The organism is Sphingomonas azotifigens NBRC 15497 (genome assembly GCF_002091475.1).
In the GTDB taxonomy this organism is placed as follows: domain Bacteria; phylum Pseudomonadota; class Alphaproteobacteria; order Sphingomonadales; family Sphingomonadaceae; genus Sphingomonas; species Sphingomonas azotifigens.
The window spans coordinates 1-19,885 of sequence record NZ_BCTR01000047.1 but is presented as its reverse complement, the minus strand read 5'-3'; the positions used below and the strand labels follow the sequence as shown (position 1 = coordinate 19,885).

The window sequence follows — 19,885 nt, the reverse complement described above, 5'->3', positions numbered from 1 at the left end:
GGGATGACGGTTGGGGGCATAGCGCGCGCCTCCGATCAACTCTCGGGCAGGAAGTCCGGCACGCTCAGGTAGCGCTCGCCGGTGTCGTAGTTGAAGCCGAGCACACGGACGCCGTCGGGCAGGTCGGGCAGCTTCTGCAGGATCGCGGCGAGCGTGCCGCCTGAGGAGATGCCGACCAGCATGCCCTCTTCGGCGGCCGAGCGGCGCGCCATGTCCTTGGCAACAGCGGCATCGACCTTGATCACCCCGTCGATCGCGTCGGTATGCAGGTTCTTCGGCACGAAGCCCGCGCCGATTCCCTGGATCGGGTGCGGGCCCGGCTGGCCGCCCGAGATGACCGGCGACAATTCCGGCTCGACCGCAAAGACCTTGAGGTTCGGCCATTCCTTCTTGAGCGCCTCGGCAACGCCGGTGATGTGGCCGCCGGTGCCGACGCCGGTAATGATCACGTCGATCGGCGTATCGCGGAAGTCGTTCAGGATTTCCTGTGCAGTGGTGCGCACATGCACATCGACGTTCGCAGCGTTTTCGAACTGCTGCGGCATCCATGCGCCGGGGGTGTTCTCGACGATTTCCAGCGCGCGCTCGATCGCGCCTTTCATGCCCTTCTCGCGCGGGGTGAGGTCGAAAGTCGCACCATAGGCCAGCATCAGCCGGCGGCGCTCGAGCGACATGCTCTCCGGCATCACTAGGATCAGCTTGTAGCCCTTCACCGCCGCGACCATCGCCAGGCCGACGCCGGTATTGCCGCTGGTGGGTTCTACGATCGTGCCGCCGGGCTGGAGGCTGCCGTCCTTCTCGGCCGCCTCGACCATCGCCAGTGCGATGCGGTCCTTGATCGAGCCGCCCGGATTGGCGCGCTCCGACTTGATCCACACCTCGGCGCCGGGGAACAGCTTGTTGATGCGGACGTGCGGCGTGTTGCCGATCGTCTCGAGGATCGTGTTGGCCTTCATGTCGTCATCTCCTTGGGAGGAACTTCGAGGGTGGCCGGAGGATCGAAGGTTCGAGCCCGCTTGAGCTCAGGGAATAGCTTCGACCACAGCAGCGTGACAAGCACCGCGCCGATGCCGCCGCCGATCACCGCGGCGACCGGGCCGATCAGCGCGGCAAGGAAGCCGCTTTCGGCTTCGCCCAACTCGTTCGAGCCGGAAATGAACAGGGTGGAGACCGCACCGACCCGGCCCCGCATCTCGTCCGGCGTGTAGAGCTGGATCAGCGACTGGCGGACGTACACGGACACCATGTCGGCCGCGCCCAGCACGAACAGCGCGGCGAGCGAGATCAGCACGGCAGGCGACAGGTCGGTGCCGACCGCCTTGGGGCCGAGCACCGGCACCAGCAGCGGCGCGGCGGCGCCGAACACCACCGTCGCCAGGCCGAACAAGGCGACCGCGACCAGCATCTTCACGCCCACATTGGTCTTGAGCGGGCGCCAGGAGAAGAACAGGGCCGTCACTACCGCACCCAACGCAGGCGCGGCGCGAAGGTGCCCGAGCCCCTCCGATCCGACCTGGAGGATGTCGCGGGCATAGACCGGCAGCATCGCCGTCGCGCCGCCGAGCAGCACGGCGAACAGGTCGAGCGAGATTGCGCCGAGCACCAGCCGGTTGCGGCGGACATAATGGAGGCCGTCGACCATCTGCGACCAAGGGCTGCCGGTGAACTTGCGATTGGCCACCGGCACCGGGCCGATCAGGAACAGCATCAGCAGCGAGACGAGGAACAGCCCGCCCGAGACGGCATAGGCCAGCCACGAGGCGGCGGCGTAAAGATAGCCGCCCATCGCCGGGCCGATCACGGTGCCGGTCTGCCAGGCCAGCGAGCTGAGCGCGATTGCGGTCGGCAGGATGCCCTTGGGCACCAGGTTCGGCGCGAGCGCGCCCAGGGCAGGGCTCACGAACGCGCGGGCAACGCCGAGCAGTGCGGCGATGCCGAACAGGGCGGGCAGGGTGACGGTATGCCGCCAAGTGAGCCACGCGAGTGCCAGCGCGCAGGCGGCTTCCAGCGCCACTGCGGCGCGCGCGATCCAGCGCCGGTCGATCCGGTCCGCCACCCAGCCGGCGAACAGCGAAAGGAAGAGGAGCGGCAGGAACTGCGCTACCCCGATCATGCCGAGCTGGAACGCCGCTTCCTTGATGCTCATCGAGCGGCGGGCGATGTCGTAGACCTGCCAGCCGATCACGATCACCATTGCCATCTGCCCCAGGGTGGCGGCGAGGCGGGCGACGAAATAGGAGCGGAAATTGCCGATGGCGAAGGGATGTTGGGCCATGGTGCCGCTCTTGGCGTGCAGCGGCGGCCCACGCAATGCTTCGATGGTTGGGGGCGCTAAAGCTTTATCCCACCTGCGCGGGCTGGGCCTGGTCGGTCTCGGTCTTGGCCGGGTTGCGCACCGACGGGCGCAGCCGCGCAAGGCTGCAGATGCCGGCGATCAGCGCGAGCCCGGCGGCGACCAGCGCCGGGGTCATGCCCGCGCCGACCCCCATCGCCAGCAGGGCCGCGACCAGCGTCGCGCCGGTGGTCTGGCCGACCATCCGCGTGGTCGAGATCAGCCCGCCCGCCGCCGCCGCGCGCTCGACCGGCGCCGAGCCGATGATCAGCCGCGCATTGGGCGAGAGGAACATGCCGAACCCCGCGCCGGTCAGCGACATCCGCCAGGCAATGTCGAAATAGCTCGGGTCGTGCGGCAGGAAGGCGAGCGCGACCAGCCCGGCGATCGCTACGCCCATGCCGATTCCGCCCAGCGCACCGGCCGGATAGCGATCGGAAAGCGTGCCGGCGAGGGGCGCGACGAACATCGTGGTCAGGGGCCAGGGGGCGATCGCCGCGCCCACCTCGGACGGGGCGAAGCCATAGCCGTGCTGGAGCCGGAACGGCAGCGAGAGCAACAGCGCCATCGTCGCGACGAAGGCGGTGAAGGCCCCCATGGTGGACAGCGCCAGCACCGGGCGGGCGAGCAGGTCGACCGGCAGGATCGGCTCGGCCTCGCCCTGTTCGCGGCGGACGAAGATCACGCCGACCGCGATGCCGGCAAGTACCACCGCGGCCGAGACCACCGGGCTGTCGCCATGCACCGCGCTCTCCAGTCCGCCGATCACCAGCCCGAACATCGCCGCGCAGAGCACCGCGCCGAGCACGTCGAACGGCGCCTTGGAGCGCGGCAGGTCGGGCAGCGAGCGGCCGAGCAACAGGCTCGCAACCGCGAACGGCACCGCGGAGGCGAACACCCAGGGCCAGGGGCCGATCGCCAGCACCAGCCCGCCCAGCGTCGGGGCGATCGCCGACGATACCGACACCACCACCGAATTGACGCCGAGACCGCGCCCGAGCTGCTTGGCGGGGTAGATCTGCCGGACCAGCGCCGAGGAGACGCTGAGCGCTGCCGCCGCGCCCGCCGCCTGCGCCGCGCGGACGATCAGCAGGAAGGGCAGGCTCTTGGCGAAGAAGCACAGCACCGTCGCGACGGTGAAGACGATCTGGCCCCATTGATACAGCCGCTTGAGCCCGATGCGGTTGCCCAGCCCCGAAAAGGGCAGGAGCAGCATCACCAGCACCAGCTGATAGACCGTCACCACCGCGACCGCGGCGGACGAATCGACGTGGAGATCGTGCGCGATGGTGGGCAGCGCCACGGTGGCGATGGCGCCATCGATCACCACCAGCGCCGTGCCGAAGGAAACGGCGGCGATAGCGGTGAGGCGGCGGGGCATGGGAAGGCCGTCGGTTTGCATCGCGGCCTTAGTGCATCAGCGCGCGCTCGGTTCCCAGCCCGGAACTACCGGGGCAACCCATGGTTTAGTTCGTTGCGAAACGAACACTGATGGGAGGACGCCATGGGTAAGGGTATATTGTTGTGGTTGCTGGGAATTCCGCTTCCCATCATCATCCTGCTGCTGATCTTCTGGCATTGAGCCGGAAAGGGGGCAGGCGTGCGCCGCCGGCCCCCGTACAGGCGATCAGCGGCGGCTGGGAACGAGCGCCAGCTGCGCCGCGGATGCCGGGAGATGCAGGTGCAGCCGGTCCTTCACGGCCAGCTTGTGCTTCTTGAGCTGCGCCAGGCGAAACGCATCCGGCATGCGGCGGCGCAATTCGCGGCGGATCTCGTGCTCGAGCATCCGGTGGGTGGCGATCAGGCGTTCAACAATCGTCATCGTCATGGCTCCAAATCGATGGGTACATCGATCGAGCGGCCCGATGAGGCTGGAGGTGCGAGGGGGGGGCACACCGCCGATCCTGCACCGAGCACGCTCGATGCGGTCCGACATCACGGGGCTTCTGGTGAAGCCGCCGCCAGAGGGGCCCGGTCCCGCAGGTTCAACATAGGGGTGCGTCTTCGAAGGACAAGGGGCTCCGCGACGAAGCGTGCGAAGCCCCGAGCGCGCCTTAGCGGCAGCGCACGTCCTGGTTGTTCATCTGGTTGTTGCGGTCGATCGAGTTGCCGATCGCGCCGCCGGCGATCGCGCCGAGCAGCGTGCCGACCGTGCTCGAATGGCGGCTGGAGATGGCGTTGCCGAACAGGCCGCCCGCTGCCGCGCCGACGATCAGGCCGGTCGTGCCGTCCGGGCGCTTGCAGTAATAGCGGCCGTCCTCGCCGCGATAGACGCGGTCGTCGGCGCTCAGCACGCGCTCGCTGCTGCCCGGGCGGTAATAGCGCGACGGCTCCCAATCGCCCTCATCCCGTGCGTCGATGCGCGGCGGCGGGGGCGGGGCGTGCGCCAGCCAGTCGCTGTAGTTGGCGTAGCGCTCGGACGCCTGCTGGAACAGGCGATATTCATGGTCGAACCGGTCGCGTGCCGCCTCGAAGCGGGCGCGCTCCTGGTCCGGCGAGCCATATTGCTGCGCCGATGCCGGCGCGGCGACCGAAAGGCCGGCGGTCGCCAGTGCGACTAGGGCCAGGACATGCTTCATGCTCGTCTCCTTTATTCACCCGGCCGGCGCATTGGCCGGGAACGGGGCTCTCATCCAGTCTTGCGCGTGAAGCGCGGCTGAACGAAGCTATGGGCGAAACAATGCTGGGAGGGGAGTGTCCCATGGTATATGCGCTTTGCGCTTGCTGCCCTGCAGCATTGGTATCATATTTGTCCCATGAACGTTAGCGCTGCCGTGACTGAAGCACCCGTGAACAATACGCCCTTCGTGCTGGAGGGCATCGTGCGCCTGCGCTGCCTGCAGGTGACCTATAACCGCACGCGGATGATCGTGGCGCCGTACATCCTCTACACGCGCAACGACTCGCTCTACACCGACGCGCAGATCATCTCGCGCGAGGGCATGCTGCCCCGCGAGCCGAAGATCGCCACCTTCAAGGTCGACGGTCTCAAGGAAGTCTCGGTGCTCGACCGGCCGTTCGAGATCGGCGAGATGTTCGATCCCGAACTGGAGAAATATGCCGGCACGACGCTGATGCAGGTCGAGCCGGCGGCCTGAGCCCCAGCTTCAGTCGGGCAGGCTGATAAAGCTGTCCATCACACGCTTTCGGCCGGCTTGTTCAAAGTCGATCTCAAGCTTGTTGCCTTCGATTTCGGCGATCGTGCCATAGCCGAACTTTTGGTGGAACACGCGCATGCCGAGCGCGAGGTCGCCGCGCGGCTTGGCGCCGAAACTCACCGCCGAGGCGCGGCTTTCCAGCACGCGCGGCTGGTCGCGGGTGAAGGTGCGCGTGGTGAAGCCGCCGCCCGGGTTCTTCGGATCGACCCCCGCCGCGCGCTGCCAGCCCGGGCCCCGGCCGGCGCCGCGCGACACATCGGCGAAGGGATCGCTTCGCTCGCTCCAGTTCGCCCGCCACAGGCTCTCGCCCCCGGTCATCGTGCTCTCCGACTCGACATGCTCGGGCGGCAGCTCGCCGACGAAGCGGCTCGGCAGGCTCGACGTCCATTGCCCGTAGATCCGGCGGTTGGCGGCGTGGAGGATGATCGCCCGCCGCCGCGCCCGCGTGATCGCGACATAGGCGAGCCGGCGCTCCTCCTCCAGGCTGGCGAGCCCGCCCTCGTCGAGCGCGCGCTGCGAGGGGAAGATGCCTTCCTCCCAGCCGGCGAGGAACACGGTGTCGAACTCCAGCCCCTTGGCGGCGTGGATCGTCATGATCGTGACCTTGGGCTCCTCGGCCGAGGCCTCGTTGTCCATCACCAGGCTGACATGCTCGAGAAAGGCCGAAAGGCTCTCATACTCCTCCATCGCGCGGACGAGTTCGTTGAGATTCTCCAGCCGGCCTGCTGCCTCGGCGGTGCGATCGGCCTGCCACATCGCGGTATAGCCGCTTTCGTCAAGGATGATGCGGGCGAGGTCGGGATGCTGGAGATCGTCGCCCATGCTCCGCCAGCGCGCCATGTCGCCGATCAGATTGCCGAGCGAGCGGCGCGCCTGCGGGGTCAGTTCGTCGGTATCGAGGATGCGCGCCGCCGCGGTGGTCAGCGGCAGCCCCTGCGCGCGGGCGAACTGGTGGACCTTGGCGAGCGCCTTGTCGCCCAGCCCGCGCTTGGGGACGTTGACGATCCGCTCGAAGGCAAGGTCGTCCGCCGGCTGCGCGACGACGCGCAGATAGGCGAGCGCGTCGCGGATTTCCTGACGCTCGTAGAAGCGGAAGCCGCCGATGATGCGATAGGGCAGGCCGATCGCGATGAACCGGTCTTCGAACTCGCGGGTCTGGTGCTGGGCGCGGACGAGGATCGCGGTGGCGTCGAGACTGAGGCCGCCGCGCTGCAGCCCTTCGATCTCCTCGCCGACTCGGCGGGCTTCCTCGGGCCCGTCCCACACGCCGAGCACCTTCACCTTCTCGCCGACATCGACCTCGGTCCACAAAGTCTTGCCGAGCCGTCCGCCATTGTTGGCGATCACGCCCGAAGCGGCGCCGAGGATATGCGGGGTGGAGCGGTAGTTCTGCTCCAACTTGATCACAACAGCACCGGGGAAGTCCTTCTCGAACTTCAGGATATTTTCCACCTGGGCGCCGCGCCAGCTGTAGATCGACTGGTCGTCGTCGCCGACGCAGCAGAGGTTCTTGCGCTCCTGCGCGAGCAGCCGCAGCCAGAGATACTGGACTGCGTTGGTATCCTGATATTCGTCGACCATGATGTAGCGGAAGCGCTTCTGGTACTGCTCCAGCACTTCACGATGATTCTTCAGAATCGTCAGCATGTGCAGGAGAAGGTCGCCAAAGTCGCAGGCGTTGAGGAGGCGCAGCCGCTCCTGGTACTGCGCATAGAGCGACTGGCCGCGGCCATTGGCATAGTGCTCGGACTCGCCGGCATCGAGATCGGCGGGGATCAGCCCGCGATTCTTCCAGCCGTCGATCAGCCCGGCCAGTTGGCGCGCCGGCCAGCGCTTCTCGTCGAGATCGTTGGCGACGATCAGTTGCTTGAGCAGCCGCAGCTGGTCGTCGGTGTCGAGAATGGTGAAGTTGCTCTCCAGCCCGACCAATTCGGCATGGCGGCGGAGCATCTTGGCGCCGATCGCGTGGAAGGTGCCGAGCCAAGGCATGCCTTCCACCGCTTCGCCGACCAGCCGGCCGACTCGTTCGCGCATCTCGCGTGCCGCCTTGTTGGTGAAGGTGACCGCCAGGATTTCCGATGGATAGGCCTTTCGCGTCCACAGCAGATGCGCCAGGCGCGCGGTGAGCGCCGCGGTCTTTCCCGTGCCTGCGCCGGCCAGCACCAGTACCGGTCCCTCGGTGGTCAGCACGGCTTCGCGCTGGGGCGTGTTCAGGCCCTGCAGATAGGGGGCGTCCTGGGAAGAAGGGGCAAGCGACATCCGCGAACAACTAGGGAACGACGCGCGTGCCCGCAAGCATCTGGCGCACGCATTTGCTGCGCGGAGGCGAGCGCTCGATGCAGCTCCACCCGTTTTGGGATTGGAATTCCACCGCAAAGGCGCGCGATGTCGATTGCGTCGGCGGCGGCCTGCGCCTATGGGGCTGCCGAGACTAATCCATGACAAGTCCGAACCCCTCTCGCCGCCTGAAGGTACGCCTTGCGGTCGTGCTCACGCTCGCGATCGTCGCAGCGGTGGTGGCGTGGCGTTCGGCGCCCGTGCGCGGCCCCGTCTGTACCGCAGGCCGGCACGAGGAGCGGGATGCGAGCGGCAAGGTCGTGCGGATCACGCACACCGAATGTGTGCGTTGAGTACAATGCGTACCGCCGTTTGTCATCAACCTGTCATCAGCCAACCCCAAAGGCTCTAACATCATGGCGACGCTCGCAATGGACCAGGCTCCGTCGGCAGATTTGCCGCGAAGTCCCCGATTCAACGATAAAACCCACCCGATAGCCAAGCTGCTGTTCGTCGCCATCCTGGTGGGCGGGCTGGCCTTTGCCGGGTGGAGCATCTTCGTGGATACGCGGGAGGCAGGGGAACAGCTCGCGCTCGGCGTGTTCGCGTTCCTCGGGCTGGCGCTGGTGATCGCGCTGGGCTTCGAATTCGTCAACGGCTTCCACGATACCGCCAATGCCGTGGCGACGGTGATCTACACCAACTCGATGCCGGCCCAGCTGGCGGTGGTATGGTCCGGCTTCTTCAATTTCCTGGGCGTGATGACGTCGAGCGGCGCGGTCGCCTATGCGATCGTCACGCTGCTGCCGGTGGACCTGATCCTCAACGTCGGCTCGTCGGCCGGCTTTGCGATGATCTTCGCCTTGCTGCTCGCCGCGGTACTCTGGAACCTGGCGACCTGGTATGTCGGCCTGCCCAATTCCTCCAGCCATGCGCTGATCGGCTCGGTGCTCGGCGTCGGCTTCGCCAACCAGCTGATCCTCAGCGGGTCGCGGGGCGGCACTGCCGGCGTCGACTGGGGCCAGGCGACCAAGGTATTCTCGGCGCTGTTCTGGAGCCCGCTGATGGGCTTTGCCTGCGCGCTGCTGCTCATCCTGGTGATGCGGATGGTGTTCGCCAAGCGGAAGACGCTGTTCCGGGCACCGGAAGGCAATGCGCCGCCGCCGCACGGCATCCGCGCGCTGCTGATCGGCACCTGCACCGCGGTCTCGTTCTTCCACGGATCGAATGACGGCCAGAAGGGCATGGGGCTGATCATGCTGATCCTGATCGGCTGCGCCCCCACCGCCTATGCGCTCAACCGCACGCTGCCGGCGAGCGCCACCGCAGCGTTCGTCCAGACCTCGCACGCGGCCACGGCCGTGTTCGACGCCCGCAGCGGGGCCGCGACGCTGACGCCGGCCGAGGCGCGCATGACCCTCACCGATGCCCTGCAGCACCGCAAGGCCGAGGGAGCGAAGGTCTATGCCGCACTCGAGGCGCTGTCGAACTCGCTGACCGAGCAGGTGGCCAGCTATGGTTCGCTGAGCAAGGTGCCGGCGCGTGCGAGCTCGAACGTTCGCAACGACATGTACCTCGTGCTGGATACCAGCAAGCTCGCGACCAAGAAGCCGGACGGTTTCAAGCCGGAAGAGCTGAAGGCGCTGAAGGCCTATCAGGACAGCCTGGAGAGCGGCACGCGCTTCATTCCGCTGTGGGTGAAGATCGTGGTCGCGCTCGCGCTGGGTCTCGGCACGATGATCGGCTGGAAGCGGATCGTCGTCACCGTCGGCGAGAAGATCGGCAAGCAGCACATGACCTATGGCATGGGCGCCGCCGCCGAGATCGTCGCCGCGGCGACGATCATGGGCGCCGATCATCTCGGCGTGCCGGTTTCGACGACGCACATCCTGTCGTCGGGCGTGGCGGGTGCCTCGGTCGGCAGCGGAGCCGGGCTCCAGGCGCGGACGATCCGCAACATGGCACTGGCCTGGCTGATGACGCTGCCGGCGGCGATGCTGCTATCCGGCGGGCTCTACTGGCTGATGCTCACCGGCATCCACCTCTTCGGGCTGCGCTGATCCACGGATCAAGAGGGCGGGACGCAGGTCCCGCCCTTTTCGTTTCAGCCGTGCAGCAGATCGTCGATGACGCGGTGCATGCTGGCGGGCACGCCGCTGGCATCGGCGCGCAGATCGGCCTTCACATGATCGACAGGATTGTAGGCGGCGACCAGCACGCCCGCGAGCAGGCTGAAAAAGGCCGCGTAGACCAGACGCTTGATGGGCGATTCGCGCATATCCCGACTCCCTACTTCCGGTGCTGCGAGTACGGGGGTTCGATACCGTGCCGAAACTGTCGCCCCGCTGAACGCGGCTTGACCCGCGCGATAACTGGCCCGAGGGAGGCGGCCGGAGGATCGCACATGGCCCATGCCGCCACGCCCGCCTCCCACCGCCGCATCCTGTTTGCGAGCCTGGTGGGGACGTCGGTCGAGTTCTACGATTTCTACATCTACGCAACCGCAACCGCGCTGGTGTTCGGCCCGCTATTCTTCCCGGCCCAGGCGCCGTGGCTGCAGCAGGTCGCCGCCTATGCGAGCTTCAGCGTCGCCTTTTTCGCGCGACCGCTGGGCGGGCTGGTGTTCGGCCATTTCGGCGACCGGCTCGGGCGCAAGTCAACGCTGGTCGCCTCGCTGATGCTGATGGGGCTGTCGACCGTGCTGATCGGCTGCCTGCCCGGCTATGCGATGATCGGCTGGGGCGCGCCGCTGCTGCTCTGCCTGTTGCGGTTCGGCCAGGGCCTGGGCCTGGGCGGCGAATGGGGCGGGGCGAGCCTGCTCGCGGTGGAATATGCCCCCAGGGGCTGGGCCTATCGCTATGGCAGCTTCCCGCCGCTCGGCGCGCCGGTGGGCTTCATCGCCGCCAACGGCCTGTTCCTGCTCCTGGGCGCGTTCCTCGACGATGCGGCGTTTCGCGACTGGGGCTGGCGCCTGCCGTTCCTCGCCAGCGCCGCGCTGGTCGGTCTGGGGTTGTGGGTGCGCCTGCGCATCGCCGAGACGCCGGCCTTTGTCGAAGCCGCCGAGCATGCCCCGCCGCCCCAGGTGCCGCTGGGCGTGCTGCTGCGCGACCATCTGGGGGCGACGCTGGCGGGTACGCTGGGGACGGTCGCCTGCTTCGCGCTCTTCTATGTCGCGACGCTGTTCGCGATCGGCTTCGGCACCAAGGCGCTCGGCTATCCGCGCGCGGCGTTCCTGGGTGCCGAGCTGGCCGCGATCCTGTTCATGGCGCTGGGCATCGGCGTCGCCGGCTGGCTGGCGGACAAGCGCGGCGCGACGCTGGTGCTGGCGCTCGGCTGCATCGCGATGGTGCCGCTGGGGCTCGCAATGCCGGCGCTGCTGGTGCCGGGATCGCTACTCGCGGTGTTCGTCTGGCTCGCCGCCGGGCTGTTCGTGATGGGCTTCGTCTACGGGCCGCTCGGCGGCTGGCTGCCGAGCCTGTTCCCGGCGCAGGTGCGCTACACCGGCGTGTCGGTGACCTTCAACCTGGGCGGCATCCTCGGCGGCGGACTCACCCCCCTGATCGCGCAGACCCTGGTCGAGCGCGGCGGGATCGGCATGGTCGGCTGGTATCTGGCAGGGGCCGCCGGGCTCAGTCTGATCGGGTTGGTGCTGACCCGGCGGCGCTGATCGTTCAGGCGGGGCGGAGCAGGGTCAGCTTCGCCTTGCCATAGACGCGGTCGGCATCGACGACGAAGCCGGCAAGCTCGACATCCTCGGTCTTGCCGGTCTCGATGCTGATCCAGGTGCCGGGACCCGTCCAGCCGAGCCTTGCCAGCTTGTCGAGCGCGACGATGCCGGCGCCGGTGCCATAGGGCGGGTCCATCAGGATCAGGTCGAGTGGCGCGCGCGCGGGGCCCAGCGCCATCACCGAACCCGGGCGGACATCGGTGCCCTTGGCACCGAGCTTGGCGATATTGGCCTTGAGCGCATCGAGCGCCGCCCGATCCTGCTCGACGAACAGGCAGGAGGCGGCGCCGCGCGACAGCGCTTCGAGCCCGAGCGCGCCCGATCCGGCGAAGAAATCACCCACCGCGAGCTCGTCGAAGCTGCCGAGCCGCGATGCGAGCATCGAGAACAGCGCCTCGCGCGTCCGATCGGCGGTGGGGCGGGTGGTGTCGCCCTTGGGCGCGGCGAGCGGACGGCCGCGCCAGTCTCCAGCGATGATCCGCATCAGCCGCGCCCCCGCGGCGGACGGCCGGGGCCGCCGGGTCGCTGCGGACGATTGCCGCCGCTATTGCCCGGGCGCGGGGGGCGCGGGCCGCGCGGCCGCTCGCCCTCATCACCCCCGAAGCGCGAGGGGCGCGGGGTGCGGCTGCGCTCGGTCGAGTCGCTGCCGGGGCGAGCCGCACGGGGCCCCCGCGGCCGTTCGCCATCCGAGCCGCCGAACTGCGACGGGCCTGCGTTGCGACTCCGATCGCTACGCTCACCGGCCTCGCCGCCGCGCGACCAGTTCCGCTCGCCGTCCCGCGGCGCGCGCGTGCGCTCGGTACCTTGTTCGCCGCGGGCATCGCGGCGGCCGCGCGGCCGATCGACCAGATCGCCGGCGCGCGGCTCGCGGGTGTCGCGGAAGGACTTGGCACGGGCGGCGCGCGCAGGCTTGGCGATCCCGCCCTCGCTGCCGTCGCGGACGCCGAGCCGTCCGCCGGTGCGCGGCCGTTCCTCGCCGTCCTTCGGCTTGGCCTTGGGGGTGGCGCGGGCGGTGAACACCGGGGCCTTGGCCACCGGTGCCGGCTTGGCGATCCGGCGGCGGCCCTCGGGCTCGACCTTGGCGGGTTTCTCGACCGGCTCGATCGCGCGCTGGCGGGTGGCGAACTGCAGGTTCGATGCCGCCTTGCCGCCGCCGGGCTTGCCGAGCACGGTGCGAAAGGTGATCAGATCGGCCTGGCGGATCTCGTCGACGTCCCCCGCGGGCAGGTCGTTCAGGTAAAAGGGACCGTAGCGGGTGCGGATCAGGCGGCTGACCTGCAGCCCCAGAAACTCCAGCACGCGCCGAACTTCGCGGTTCTTGCCCTCGGTCAGCGTCATCTCGATCCAGAGATTGGCGCCGGTCCGTCGCTCGATATTGGCGTTGATCGGGCCGTAGCGCACGCCCTCGATCTCGATGCCGAGCATCAGGTCCTCGAGCTGCTCCTGGCTGACCTGGCCATAGGCGCGGGCGCGATAGGTGCGCTCGACGCCGACGGCGGGCAATTCCATCTCGCGCTTCAACTCGCCGTCGGTGGTGAGCAGCAGCAGCCCCTCGGTGTTGAGATCGAGCCGGCCGACCGGCATCACCCGCGGCAGGCCTTCGGGCATGCGATCGTAGATGGTCGGGCGCCCGGTAAAGTCGCGCTCGGCGGTGAGCAGCCCGGCGGCCTTGTGGTAGCGGAACAGCCGCGCGGGCGCGGCCGCCGCGACGGGCTTGCCGTCGACGGTGACGCCGTGCAGCGAGGTCAGGATGGTGGCGGGGGTATCGAGCGTGGCGCCGTTGAGCGCGATCCGCCCTTCGGCGATCATCCGCTCGATCTCGCGCCGCGAGGCGATGCCGGCACGCGCGAGGAGCTTGGCGATACGCTGCGGCGTACCCGTGGTTTTGATAGGCTTGGAGTCAGACACCGCAGCGCTATAGCGATAATGCCGTCGCTGGCAAAAATTTATGCGGTGCCGGTTCGTGACTCGCGCGTTACGGGCTTTGCCAAGCGGTTGATTCGGGGGCCCAATCAGGATGTTGTTCGGTAGGAAGAAGCGTCGGATCGAACATCTGCTCGTCGTCGAGGACGAGCCGCTGGTGGCGTTCGACACCGAACATTTTCTGCGCGAGTCGGGGTTCACCATCGTCGCCACGGTCGATTCGGTGGTCGACGCGACTCGGATCGTCGATGCGGGCGAGGCACTGGATCTGGTACTCGCCGACATCAACCTGGCCGATGGCAGCGGCGTCGAAGTCGCGCGGACCGCGTTCGCGCGCGGCGTGCCGGTGCTGTTCGTCACCGGTGCCTGCCCGGCCGATGCGCGGGCGCTGGCCGCCGGGTGCCTGGCCAAGCCCTATGCGCAGCGGGACCTCGTGCTGGCGATCGACGCGATCGAAGCGGTACTCGAAGGCGGCAAGGCGCCGCGCCGGCTGCCGGCCAGCTTCAGCCTCTTCCTGGGAGGCTGAGCGCCGAACGGCAGGCTGGGTCGACGAACCCGGATCAGTGCACGAACAGGGTGACGACCACACCGGCCCAGGCAAAGACCGAGGCGAGCACCGCCAGCCGCGCGACCGTTTCCGAGGGGGACACCGGCTTGCGAGCGGCAATGGCGCGGGTGCGGGTACGGGGCATGGCGAACTCCTTTTCTCTACACCGGTGTTATAGCACCCCTTCCTGAACGGGAGCCTGCCCGCAGGGGTGAGTCGCACCAACTTGCCGAGCATCGTCGCACGAAAGCCACGCATCGACTGCATCGTGGAAAACGCGGATGCCCTGTTCGAGCCTGCCCAGGGTGACATGGGCCAGTCCGCCAGCGGCCAGCCCCTGCTGCGCGAGCGCACAGGCGCGGAAATCCTCCGCGGCGAACACGCCGCCGTCGAGCAACTGCCAGCTGCGCTCCCAATGGTCGCGCGCCTTGTCGGTGGCGGGTGGTTCGGGGATCAGCATGAAGTCCTCGACCAGCACTTCGTCCACCGCGCGCGGCATCAGCACCATCAGGTTGATATAGTCGGGGCTCACCGCCAGCACCGCGCCGGGGAACATCTGGTAGGTATAGGTGATCGCGCCGCGGAGCACCGGCCAGGCGTCCGACTCGAGCTCGGCGATGCTGGCGGCGCGCCCGACGGCGGAGCGCTGGTGTGGGCCGATCCGGTCGGCGGCAGAAACGCCATCCTGGAAGAAGGGCGCGATGCTGTCGGCGTGGAGGCGCTGGATGTGATAGCTCTCGAGGAACGCGTCCATCACCAGCTTCCAGTTGGCAGCGACGCGGTGGGTGCGGCGGCGGAAGCAATGCTGGCCGGCAAGATCGAACGCGGCGAAGTCGCGCGCCAGCGTGTCGGCATGCGCGAAGTCGGCGGCCTCGTCGAAGGCGAACCAGATCAGCCCGCCGGCCTCGTGGGTCGGTAGCCGGCGCAAGCCGAAGTCCGTCTTGTCGAGGCCGGGAAACGCCTCGGGACGCGGAATGCCGGCCAGGCTGCCATCCAGCGCATAGCTCCAGGCGTGGTAGGGGCAGACCAGGCGGGGCGCATGGATGGCGTCGCAGCCTTCCACCAGCCGCGTGCCGCGATGCCGGCACACATTGAGGAAGACATGCGCCGTTCCCTGCCGGTCGCGGGTGATCAGCAGGGGTTTGCCGAAACCGTCGTGCGGCACCGCCATCCCCGCGTCGGGCAGCAGCGCGGAGGGGGCGAGGACCAGCGGCGCCCGATCGAAGATCCGCGAACGCTCGGCGGCGAAGCGCTCCGGGCTGGTGTAGACGCTCGCGTCGACATGGGTGACCGGCCCGGTACCGGCGTCGCCGCCCTGCGCCAGCATGGCCGCCAGTGCGCGCTGGCCCTGCGTCGGTGCGTTCATGGCTATCCTCTCCCGAATTTTCGGCTAGTTTCGCCCCTCCATGCCGAACCAACAAGCCCCCATCGCGGCGCAGGGCCGCGCCAATGCCGTCTATGTCCTCGCCCAAGCGGCCCTTGCCGCCGGGCTCCTGCTGCTCGCGGTGCCCTGGGCGCGGGTGGGTGGCATGGCGGTGCCGGGCTATGGCTTCGCGGCGGGCTGGAGCGACGGCGTCGCCAAGCTCGCGCCATCGATGACCTTCCTGCTCGGCCTCCTCGCGCTCGGCGCGACGCTGGTGCTGAGCATCGCCTGGCGGCGGCGGGGCGGGGCGAGCCTGCTTGTCGGCGGCAGTCTGGTGGGTGCGGTGGTGCTGGCGCTCGCGCTGCTGTTCACCTTGTTCTCGCCGCCCAAGTCGCTGGGCAGCGCGGCGCTGTCGCTCGACTGGGGCGCAGGTGCCGCGCTTGCCGCGCTGGTCGTGGCGGTTCTGCTCGGCCACACCGCCGCGCCGGCGGACTGGCGCGCCGACCTGCCCGAAGGCGTGCGGCCCTATTTCGCCCGGGGGCCGCTGGCCTCGTTCGCGCTCGGCGTCTCCTCCGGCTTCCCCTTCGCGATGATCGGCGCGACGCTGACCACGCGGCTGGCGCAGACCGGCATCGACAAGTCGACCGTCACCGCGTTCACGCTCGCCATCCTGGTCTACAACTTCAAGTTCCTCTGGGCGTGGATCGTCGACAGCGTGCCGATCCCGCTGCTCGGGCGGCTGGGGCAGCGCGTCTCGTGGCTGATCGTCGCGGGTGTGCTGGTGGTAGCCGCCACGGTGAACCTCGCGCTGGTCGTGCCCGATCCGGCGAACATTTGGCCGACCGTCACCGCCGCGGTGCTGATGGGCGCGGCGGGGGCCACCTATGACATCGTCATCGACGGCTACCGGATCGAGGTGCTGCAGCCGCACGAGCTCGGCTATGGATCGGGCATGTCGCAATATGGTTGGCGGATCGGCTCGGTCGCGGCCGGGGCGATCGCGCTGGTGGTGGCGGGGCAGGCGGGCTGGACGGCGGGCTATGTGGCCTGCGCGGTGTTCGCGCTGCCCGCGATCCTCACCGGCCTGATCGTCGGCGAGCCGGAGCGGCACCGCCCGCCCGCCGAGCGCCGCAGCATCGCCACGGTCGCGCGCGGCATCTGGGGGCCGTTCGTCCAGTTCTTCGCCCGCGAAGGCGCGTGGATCGTGCTCGCCTTCATCCTGGTCCACAAGATCGGCGACACGCTGGCCAACCTTACCTTCCGGTTGCTGTTCAACGATCTCGGTTTCTCGAACGACGAGATCGCCTTCTACGACGTGTCGCTGGGCTTCCTGGCCTATATGCTGGGCATCTTCCTGGGCGGCGTGATGTATGCGCGGATGGGCATGAAGCGATCGGTGATGGTCAGTCTGATCCTGATGGCGGTCTCCAACCTCAGCTTCGCGGTGCTGGCGCTGGCCGGCCACTCGAACCTGGGCATGGCCGGCGCGATCGGCTTCGAGAACATCTCCAGTGGCATCGGCGGCGTGGTGGTGATCGCCTATTTCTCGGCACTGACCGACCTGCGCTTCACCGCCGCGCAATATGCGCTGATCTCGGCGGGCGCGAGCATCGTCGGCCGGTTCATCACCGGCACCACGGCAGGCAGCCTGATCAAGGCGATGGGCTATGTCGACTTCTACATCTTCACCACCATCATCGCCTTGCCGGGCGTGGTGCTATATTGGTGGATGATGCGCAGCGGCCTGGTCGATCGCTCGATCGGCAGCGCGGGGGTGAGCGAGGGGGAATAGACGAGCGTGCCCTATCTGGTGCTGATCGGGGTGCAGATTTTCTGCATCGTCCATTTGATGCGGCATGGCCGCAATCCGCTGTGGCTGGCGGCGCTGATCTTCCTGCCGATGGTGAGCGCCATCGCCTATTTCATCGTAGAGATCCTGCCGGGGCTCGGCACCAACCGGCACGTACGGACCGTACGCTCGCGGGCGGTGGCGGCGATCGACCCGGAACGCGAACTGCGCGCGGCGCGCGAGGCGGCCGACTTGGCCGATACTGCCGCCAACCAGCTGCGCGTCGCCGATGCGCTGATCGCGCTGGGTCGCGCGGCCGAGGCGGTGCCTGCCTATCGCCGCGCCTTGGCGCTGCTCCACGGTGCCGGCGACCCTTCCACCGAGGCGAAGCTGGCCGCCGCGCTCTACGAGACCGGCGAGTCCGAAGCGGCGCTGGAGCTGCTCGACGGGCTGCCCGAGCCGATCGTCCAGAGCGACCGCGACCGGCAACAGCTGCTGCGGGCCAAGCTCTACGAGCATCTCGGCCGCAACGGCCCGGCGCTGACGCTCTATGCCGATCTGGCGACGCGCCTGCCCGGCGAGGAAGCGCGCTGCCGCTATGCCGCGCTCTTGCTGGCGCAGGGCGAGCGCGAGCGCGCGCGTGTGGTGCTGGAGGAAGTGGCGACGCGGATGAAACGGCTGGATCGCCAGCAACGCGCGGCCGAAGCCGACATGTATCGCTGGGCCAGCACGACCCTGGCCGAACTGCGGCGCAGCTAGAGCGTTTTCACCTTAGGCGAAGACGCTCTAAGTTCTTTGTTGCCGCATTTTCCGAGCCGTTGACCGTAAACGGTCAACTTGAAAATGCTCTAGGCCTCCAGCGGCAGCGCGAGATCGGCGAAGCTCTGCGCCAGCGCGTGCGCGGTGGGGAGCAGGCCGGTCGCGTCGCGCACGCCGATCAGGTCGGCGAGCAACAGTGCCGAGGCCTCCGGATTGGCGCGGACCTTGGCCAGCGCATCGACCAGCGCGGCTTCCGACGCGGTCATGCGCGGGCAGCACCAGGGGGCGATTTGCACCGGGCCCGTCGCCATGCCCGACATCTCGTGCATCAACGTGCGCAGCAGCAGGAGCGGGCGGCGGAAGGCCTTGCCGAACGCGACCAGGAAGGCGTGCGCGGTGCTCGCATCGTGCAGCCCATTGGCGCCGGTCTGGCGGACGCCGAACAGCAGCAGCCGCACGCCCGGATCCTCGGGCTGGAGCTGGGGCAGGGCGGTGACGAGAGTCTGGACGGACGGCTGCATGTGATTCTCCCGATGGGCTCGGAAGGATCATGCCGTTCTGTTATTAATAGTCAATCGCAATAAGCGCGGATTGCGATCAGTCGGGTAATTCCCCGTTCGCCTCCAGTACGACGCCGGCGAGATAGAGCGAGCCGAGGATCAGCACGGTGGCGGGCGCGGCGTCGCCGGTCCGTGCGGAGAGTGCCCGGAGGGCGGCGGGTACGTCCGCGGCGGTCGAAACCTCGCGCACGCCGAGGGCATGGATTCGGGCGGCGAGATCGTCGGGGGCATGATGCGCGTGGCCCGGAATGGGCACGGTGACGGCGCTGGCGATCCGTGGCGCCAGGTCTGCCAGCAGTCCCTCGGGGTCCTTGTTGGCGAGCATGCCGAGCACGAGGTGGCACGGCCGATCGGCAGCGACGCTCGCCACGGTTTCCGCGATGGCTGCACCAGCCGCTGCATTGTGCCCGCCGTCCAGCCATGTGGCGGTTCCCGGGGGCAGCAGGGCGGTGAGCGGCCCCGCGCCAAGCCGCTGCATCCGCGCGGGCCAGCGCGCGCCGGTTGCGGCGGCTGCGAGTGCGGTGTCCGGAATAGCGAGCATGGTCTGGTGCCGGAGCATCGCAATCGCGAGGGCAAGGTTTCCGGGCTGATGCGGACCGGAGAGGGCAGGAAGCGGGGTCTCCACCACACCCCGCGCGTCGCGGTAGCAGAGCCGGGTGCCCGCCACCGCATAGTCCCAGGCCGCGCCTTGCGCGAAGACCGGGGCGCCGGCGGCGGCGACCACGGTGGCGATGTCGGGTTCGTAGCGCATCGTCACCATCGGAATGCCGGGCTTGGCGATCCCGGCTTTTTCGCGGGCGATTTGCGGCAGGGTGTCGCCGAGGAATGCCTGATGGTCGATGCCGAGCTGGGCGATGCCGGTGGCGATCGGCGCGGGGACGACGTTGGTGGCGTCGAGTCGCCCGCCGAGGCCGACTTCGATCACGCAGGCATCGGCCGGCGTGCGCGCGAAAGCGAGGAAGGCGGCGGCGGTGGTGACTTCGAAGAAGCTCGCGCCGATATCACCGCCGGCATCGAGCACCTCGGCGAGCAGCGGGGCGAGCGTGGCGTCGTCGATCAGCGTGCCGGCGAGCCGGATGCGCTCGTTGAAGCGGACGAGATGCGGGCTGGAATAGACATGGGCGCGCAAGCCCGCGGCTTCGAGTGCGGCGCGGAGGAAGGCGCAGGTGGAGCCCTTGCCGTTGGTGCCGGCGACATGGAGCACCGGCGGCAAGCGGAGATGCGGGTTGCCGACGCGCTCCAGCAGCCGGGTGATGCGGTCCAGGCCGAGGATATCGGCGCCGGGGGAGAGCAGGGTCAGCCGGTCGAGCTGGGCCTGCACGGCGGGGGAGGTGGAGCGGGCGAAGTCAGCCACCGTTCCCCTCCCGCTTGCGGGAGGGGCTAGGGGAGGGACCGACGTGGAAGAAGTGGGGCGACGCTGCGGTCAGCCCCCCCCCCCCCCCCCCCCCCC

Annotated in this window: 19 protein-coding genes; 6 read left to right on the top strand and 13 right to left on the bottom strand. The window is 68.7% G+C overall.

All coding sequences use genetic code 11. The features are described 5' to 3' along the window. Positions 1-35: 35 nt before the first annotated feature. The 5 genes from cysK to SAZ01S_RS15465 form a co-directional block, all read right to left on the bottom strand. On the bottom strand, positions 36-956 hold the full coding sequence (cysK, locus tag SAZ01S_RS15485) for a cysteine synthase A (RefSeq protein WP_084583180.1): 921 nt from the start codon (positions 954-956) through the stop codon (positions 36-38). After that, entirely contained in the window at positions 953-2,275 is a 1,323-nt protein-coding gene (locus SAZ01S_RS15480) for an MFS transporter (protein WP_084583179.1), read from the bottom strand. Before SAZ01S_RS15480 ends, cysK begins: the two co-directional genes overlap by 4 nt. Positions 2,276-2,339: 64 nt before the next feature. Then, positions 2,340-3,734: an MFS transporter gene (locus SAZ01S_RS15475; protein WP_084583178.1), complete on the bottom strand. Its 1,395-nt coding sequence runs from the start codon at positions 3,732-3,734 to the stop codon at positions 2,340-2,342. 225 nt (positions 3,735-3,959) lie between these two features. Further along, entirely contained in the window at positions 3,960-4,154 is a 195-nt protein-coding gene (locus SAZ01S_RS15470; protein ID WP_439951231.1) for an HP1242/YdcH family protein, read from the bottom strand. A gap of 232 nt (positions 4,155-4,386) precedes the next feature. Continuing rightward, positions 4,387-4,911 (bottom strand): glycine zipper 2TM domain-containing protein, encoded by a 525-nt coding sequence (locus SAZ01S_RS15465; RefSeq protein ID WP_084583176.1) that lies wholly within the window; start codon positions 4,909-4,911, stop codon positions 4,387-4,389. 195 nt (positions 4,912-5,106) lie between these two features. Here SAZ01S_RS15465 and SAZ01S_RS15460 point away from each other — a divergent pair, with 195 nt between their 5' ends. Further along, the gene (locus SAZ01S_RS15460) at positions 5,107-5,430 is read left to right on the top strand and encodes a WYL domain-containing protein (RefSeq protein WP_245824919.1); all 324 of its coding nucleotides are present in this window, start codon (positions 5,107-5,109) and stop codon (positions 5,428-5,430) included. 9 nt (positions 5,431-5,439) lie between these two features. Here SAZ01S_RS15460 and SAZ01S_RS15455 read toward each other — a convergent pair whose 3' ends face one another. Continuing rightward, positions 5,440-7,749: an ATP-dependent helicase gene (locus tag SAZ01S_RS15455; RefSeq protein WP_084583174.1), complete on the bottom strand. Its 2,310-nt coding sequence runs from the start codon at positions 7,747-7,749 to the stop codon at positions 5,440-5,442. Positions 7,750-8,183: 434 nt separating this feature from the next. Between SAZ01S_RS15455 and SAZ01S_RS15450 the strand changes: the two genes are divergently transcribed. Beyond that, complete coding sequence (locus SAZ01S_RS15450; RefSeq protein WP_084583173.1) at positions 8,184-9,827, top strand: inorganic phosphate transporter; 1,644 nt, start codon at positions 8,184-8,186, stop codon at positions 9,825-9,827. Positions 9,828-9,871: 44 nt separating this feature from the next. On the opposite strand, the gene SAZ01S_RS24080 is transcribed toward SAZ01S_RS15450, so the two are convergent. Beyond that, positions 9,872-10,045, bottom strand: a complete 174-nt coding sequence (locus tag SAZ01S_RS24080; RefSeq protein ID WP_167693183.1) for a hypothetical protein — start codon at positions 10,043-10,045, stop codon at positions 9,872-9,874. A gap of 126 nt (positions 10,046-10,171) precedes the next feature. On the opposite strand from SAZ01S_RS24080, the gene SAZ01S_RS15445 reads away from it, so the two are divergent. Next, positions 10,172-11,434, top strand: a complete 1,263-nt coding sequence (locus SAZ01S_RS15445; RefSeq protein ID WP_084583172.1) for an MFS transporter — start codon at positions 10,172-10,174, stop codon at positions 11,432-11,434. Between the two features lie 4 nt (positions 11,435-11,438). Here SAZ01S_RS15445 and rsmD read toward each other — a convergent pair whose 3' ends face one another. Beyond that, positions 11,439-11,978, bottom strand: coding sequence for a 16S rRNA (guanine(966)-N(2))-methyltransferase RsmD (gene rsmD, locus SAZ01S_RS15440; protein WP_084583171.1), 540 nt, complete (start codon positions 11,976-11,978; stop codon positions 11,439-11,441). After that, a complete protein-coding gene (locus SAZ01S_RS15435) occupies positions 11,978-13,402 on the bottom strand; it encodes a pseudouridine synthase (RefSeq protein WP_084583170.1) in 1,425 nt (474 codons plus the stop codon). Before SAZ01S_RS15435 ends, rsmD begins: the two co-directional genes overlap by 1 nt. Before the next feature lie 109 nt (positions 13,403-13,511). On the opposite strand from SAZ01S_RS15435, the gene SAZ01S_RS15430 reads away from it, so the two are divergent. Then, the gene (locus tag SAZ01S_RS15430) at positions 13,512-13,943 is read left to right on the top strand and encodes a response regulator (RefSeq protein WP_084583169.1); all 432 of its coding nucleotides are present in this window, start codon (positions 13,512-13,514) and stop codon (positions 13,941-13,943) included. A 34-nt stretch (positions 13,944-13,977) separates the two neighbouring features. Here SAZ01S_RS15430 and SAZ01S_RS24595 read toward each other — a convergent pair whose 3' ends face one another. Beyond that, on the bottom strand, positions 13,978-14,109 hold the full coding sequence (locus SAZ01S_RS24595; RefSeq protein ID WP_281252163.1) for a hypothetical protein: 132 nt from the start codon (positions 14,107-14,109) through the stop codon (positions 13,978-13,980). Positions 14,110-14,136: 27 nt separating this feature from the next. Further along, positions 14,137-15,330, bottom strand: a complete 1,194-nt coding sequence (locus SAZ01S_RS15425) for an aromatic ring-hydroxylating oxygenase subunit alpha (protein WP_084583168.1) — start codon at positions 15,328-15,330, stop codon at positions 14,137-14,139. 460 nt (positions 15,331-15,790) lie between these two features. Between SAZ01S_RS15425 and SAZ01S_RS15420 the strand changes: the two genes are divergently transcribed. Continuing rightward, complete coding sequence (locus SAZ01S_RS15420; protein WP_245824921.1) at positions 15,791-17,119, top strand: AmpG family muropeptide MFS transporter; 1,329 nt, start codon at positions 15,791-15,793, stop codon at positions 17,117-17,119. Positions 17,120-17,125: 6 nt separating this feature from the next. Continuing rightward, positions 17,126-17,875: a tetratricopeptide repeat protein gene (locus SAZ01S_RS15415; RefSeq protein ID WP_084583167.1), complete on the top strand. Its 750-nt coding sequence runs from the start codon at positions 17,126-17,128 to the stop codon at positions 17,873-17,875. A gap of 89 nt (positions 17,876-17,964) precedes the next feature. Here SAZ01S_RS15415 and SAZ01S_RS15410 read toward each other — a convergent pair whose 3' ends face one another. Together SAZ01S_RS15410 and SAZ01S_RS15405 are read right to left on the bottom strand one after the other, a co-directional pair. After that, the gene (locus tag SAZ01S_RS15410) at positions 17,965-18,396 is read right to left on the bottom strand and encodes a DUF6628 family protein (protein ID WP_084583166.1); all 432 of its coding nucleotides are present in this window, start codon (positions 18,394-18,396) and stop codon (positions 17,965-17,967) included. A gap of 76 nt (positions 18,397-18,472) precedes the next feature. Then, on the bottom strand, positions 18,473-19,789 hold the full coding sequence (locus SAZ01S_RS15405) for a bifunctional folylpolyglutamate synthase/dihydrofolate synthase (RefSeq protein WP_084583165.1): 1,317 nt from the start codon (positions 19,787-19,789) through the stop codon (positions 18,473-18,475). Positions 19,790-19,885 lie beyond the last annotated feature (96 nt).

Bases quoted from the DNA above. Each gene is read 5' to 3' on its own strand.
- SAZ01S_RS15425 (WP_084583168.1), bottom strand. From the start codon at position 15,330: ATGAACGCACCGACGCAGGGCCAGCGCGCACTGGCGGCCATGCTGGCG.
- SAZ01S_RS15465 (WP_084583176.1), bottom strand. From the start codon at position 4,911: ATGAAGCATGTCCTGGCCCTAGTCGCACTGGCGACCGCCGGCCTTTCG.
- SAZ01S_RS15430 (WP_084583169.1), top strand. From the start codon at position 13,512: ATGTTGTTCGGTAGGAAGAAGCGTCGGATCGAACATCTGCTCGTCGTC.
- SAZ01S_RS15475 (WP_084583178.1), bottom strand. From the start codon at position 3,734: ATGCAAACCGACGGCCTTCCCATGCCCCGCCGCCTCACCGCTATCGCC.
- SAZ01S_RS15450 (WP_084583173.1), top strand. From the start codon at position 8,184: ATGGCGACGCTCGCAATGGACCAGGCTCCGTCGGCAGATTTGCCGCGA.
- SAZ01S_RS24595 (WP_281252163.1), bottom strand. From the start codon at position 14,109: ATGCCCCGTACCCGCACCCGCGCCATTGCCGCTCGCAAGCCGGTGTCC.
- rsmD (WP_084583171.1), bottom strand. From the start codon at position 11,978: ATGCGGATCATCGCTGGAGACTGGCGCGGCCGTCCGCTCGCCGCGCCC.
- SAZ01S_RS15470 (WP_439951231.1), bottom strand. From the start codon at position 4,154: ATGACGATTGTTGAACGCCTGATCGCCACCCACCGGATGCTCGAGCAC.
- SAZ01S_RS15445 (WP_084583172.1), top strand. From the start codon at position 10,172: ATGGCCCATGCCGCCACGCCCGCCTCCCACCGCCGCATCCTGTTTGCG.
- SAZ01S_RS15480 (WP_084583179.1), bottom strand. From the start codon at position 2,275: ATGGCCCAACATCCCTTCGCCATCGGCAATTTCCGCTCCTATTTCGTC.
- SAZ01S_RS15455 (WP_084583174.1), bottom strand. From the start codon at position 7,749: ATGTCGCTTGCCCCTTCTTCCCAGGACGCCCCCTATCTGCAGGGCCTG.
- SAZ01S_RS24080 (WP_167693183.1), bottom strand. From the start codon at position 10,045: ATGCGCGAATCGCCCATCAAGCGTCTGGTCTACGCGGCCTTTTTCAGC.
- cysK (WP_084583180.1), bottom strand. From the start codon at position 956: ATGAAGGCCAACACGATCCTCGAGACGATCGGCAACACGCCGCACGTC.
- SAZ01S_RS15410 (WP_084583166.1), bottom strand. From the start codon at position 18,396: ATGCAGCCGTCCGTCCAGACTCTCGTCACCGCCCTGCCCCAGCTCCAG.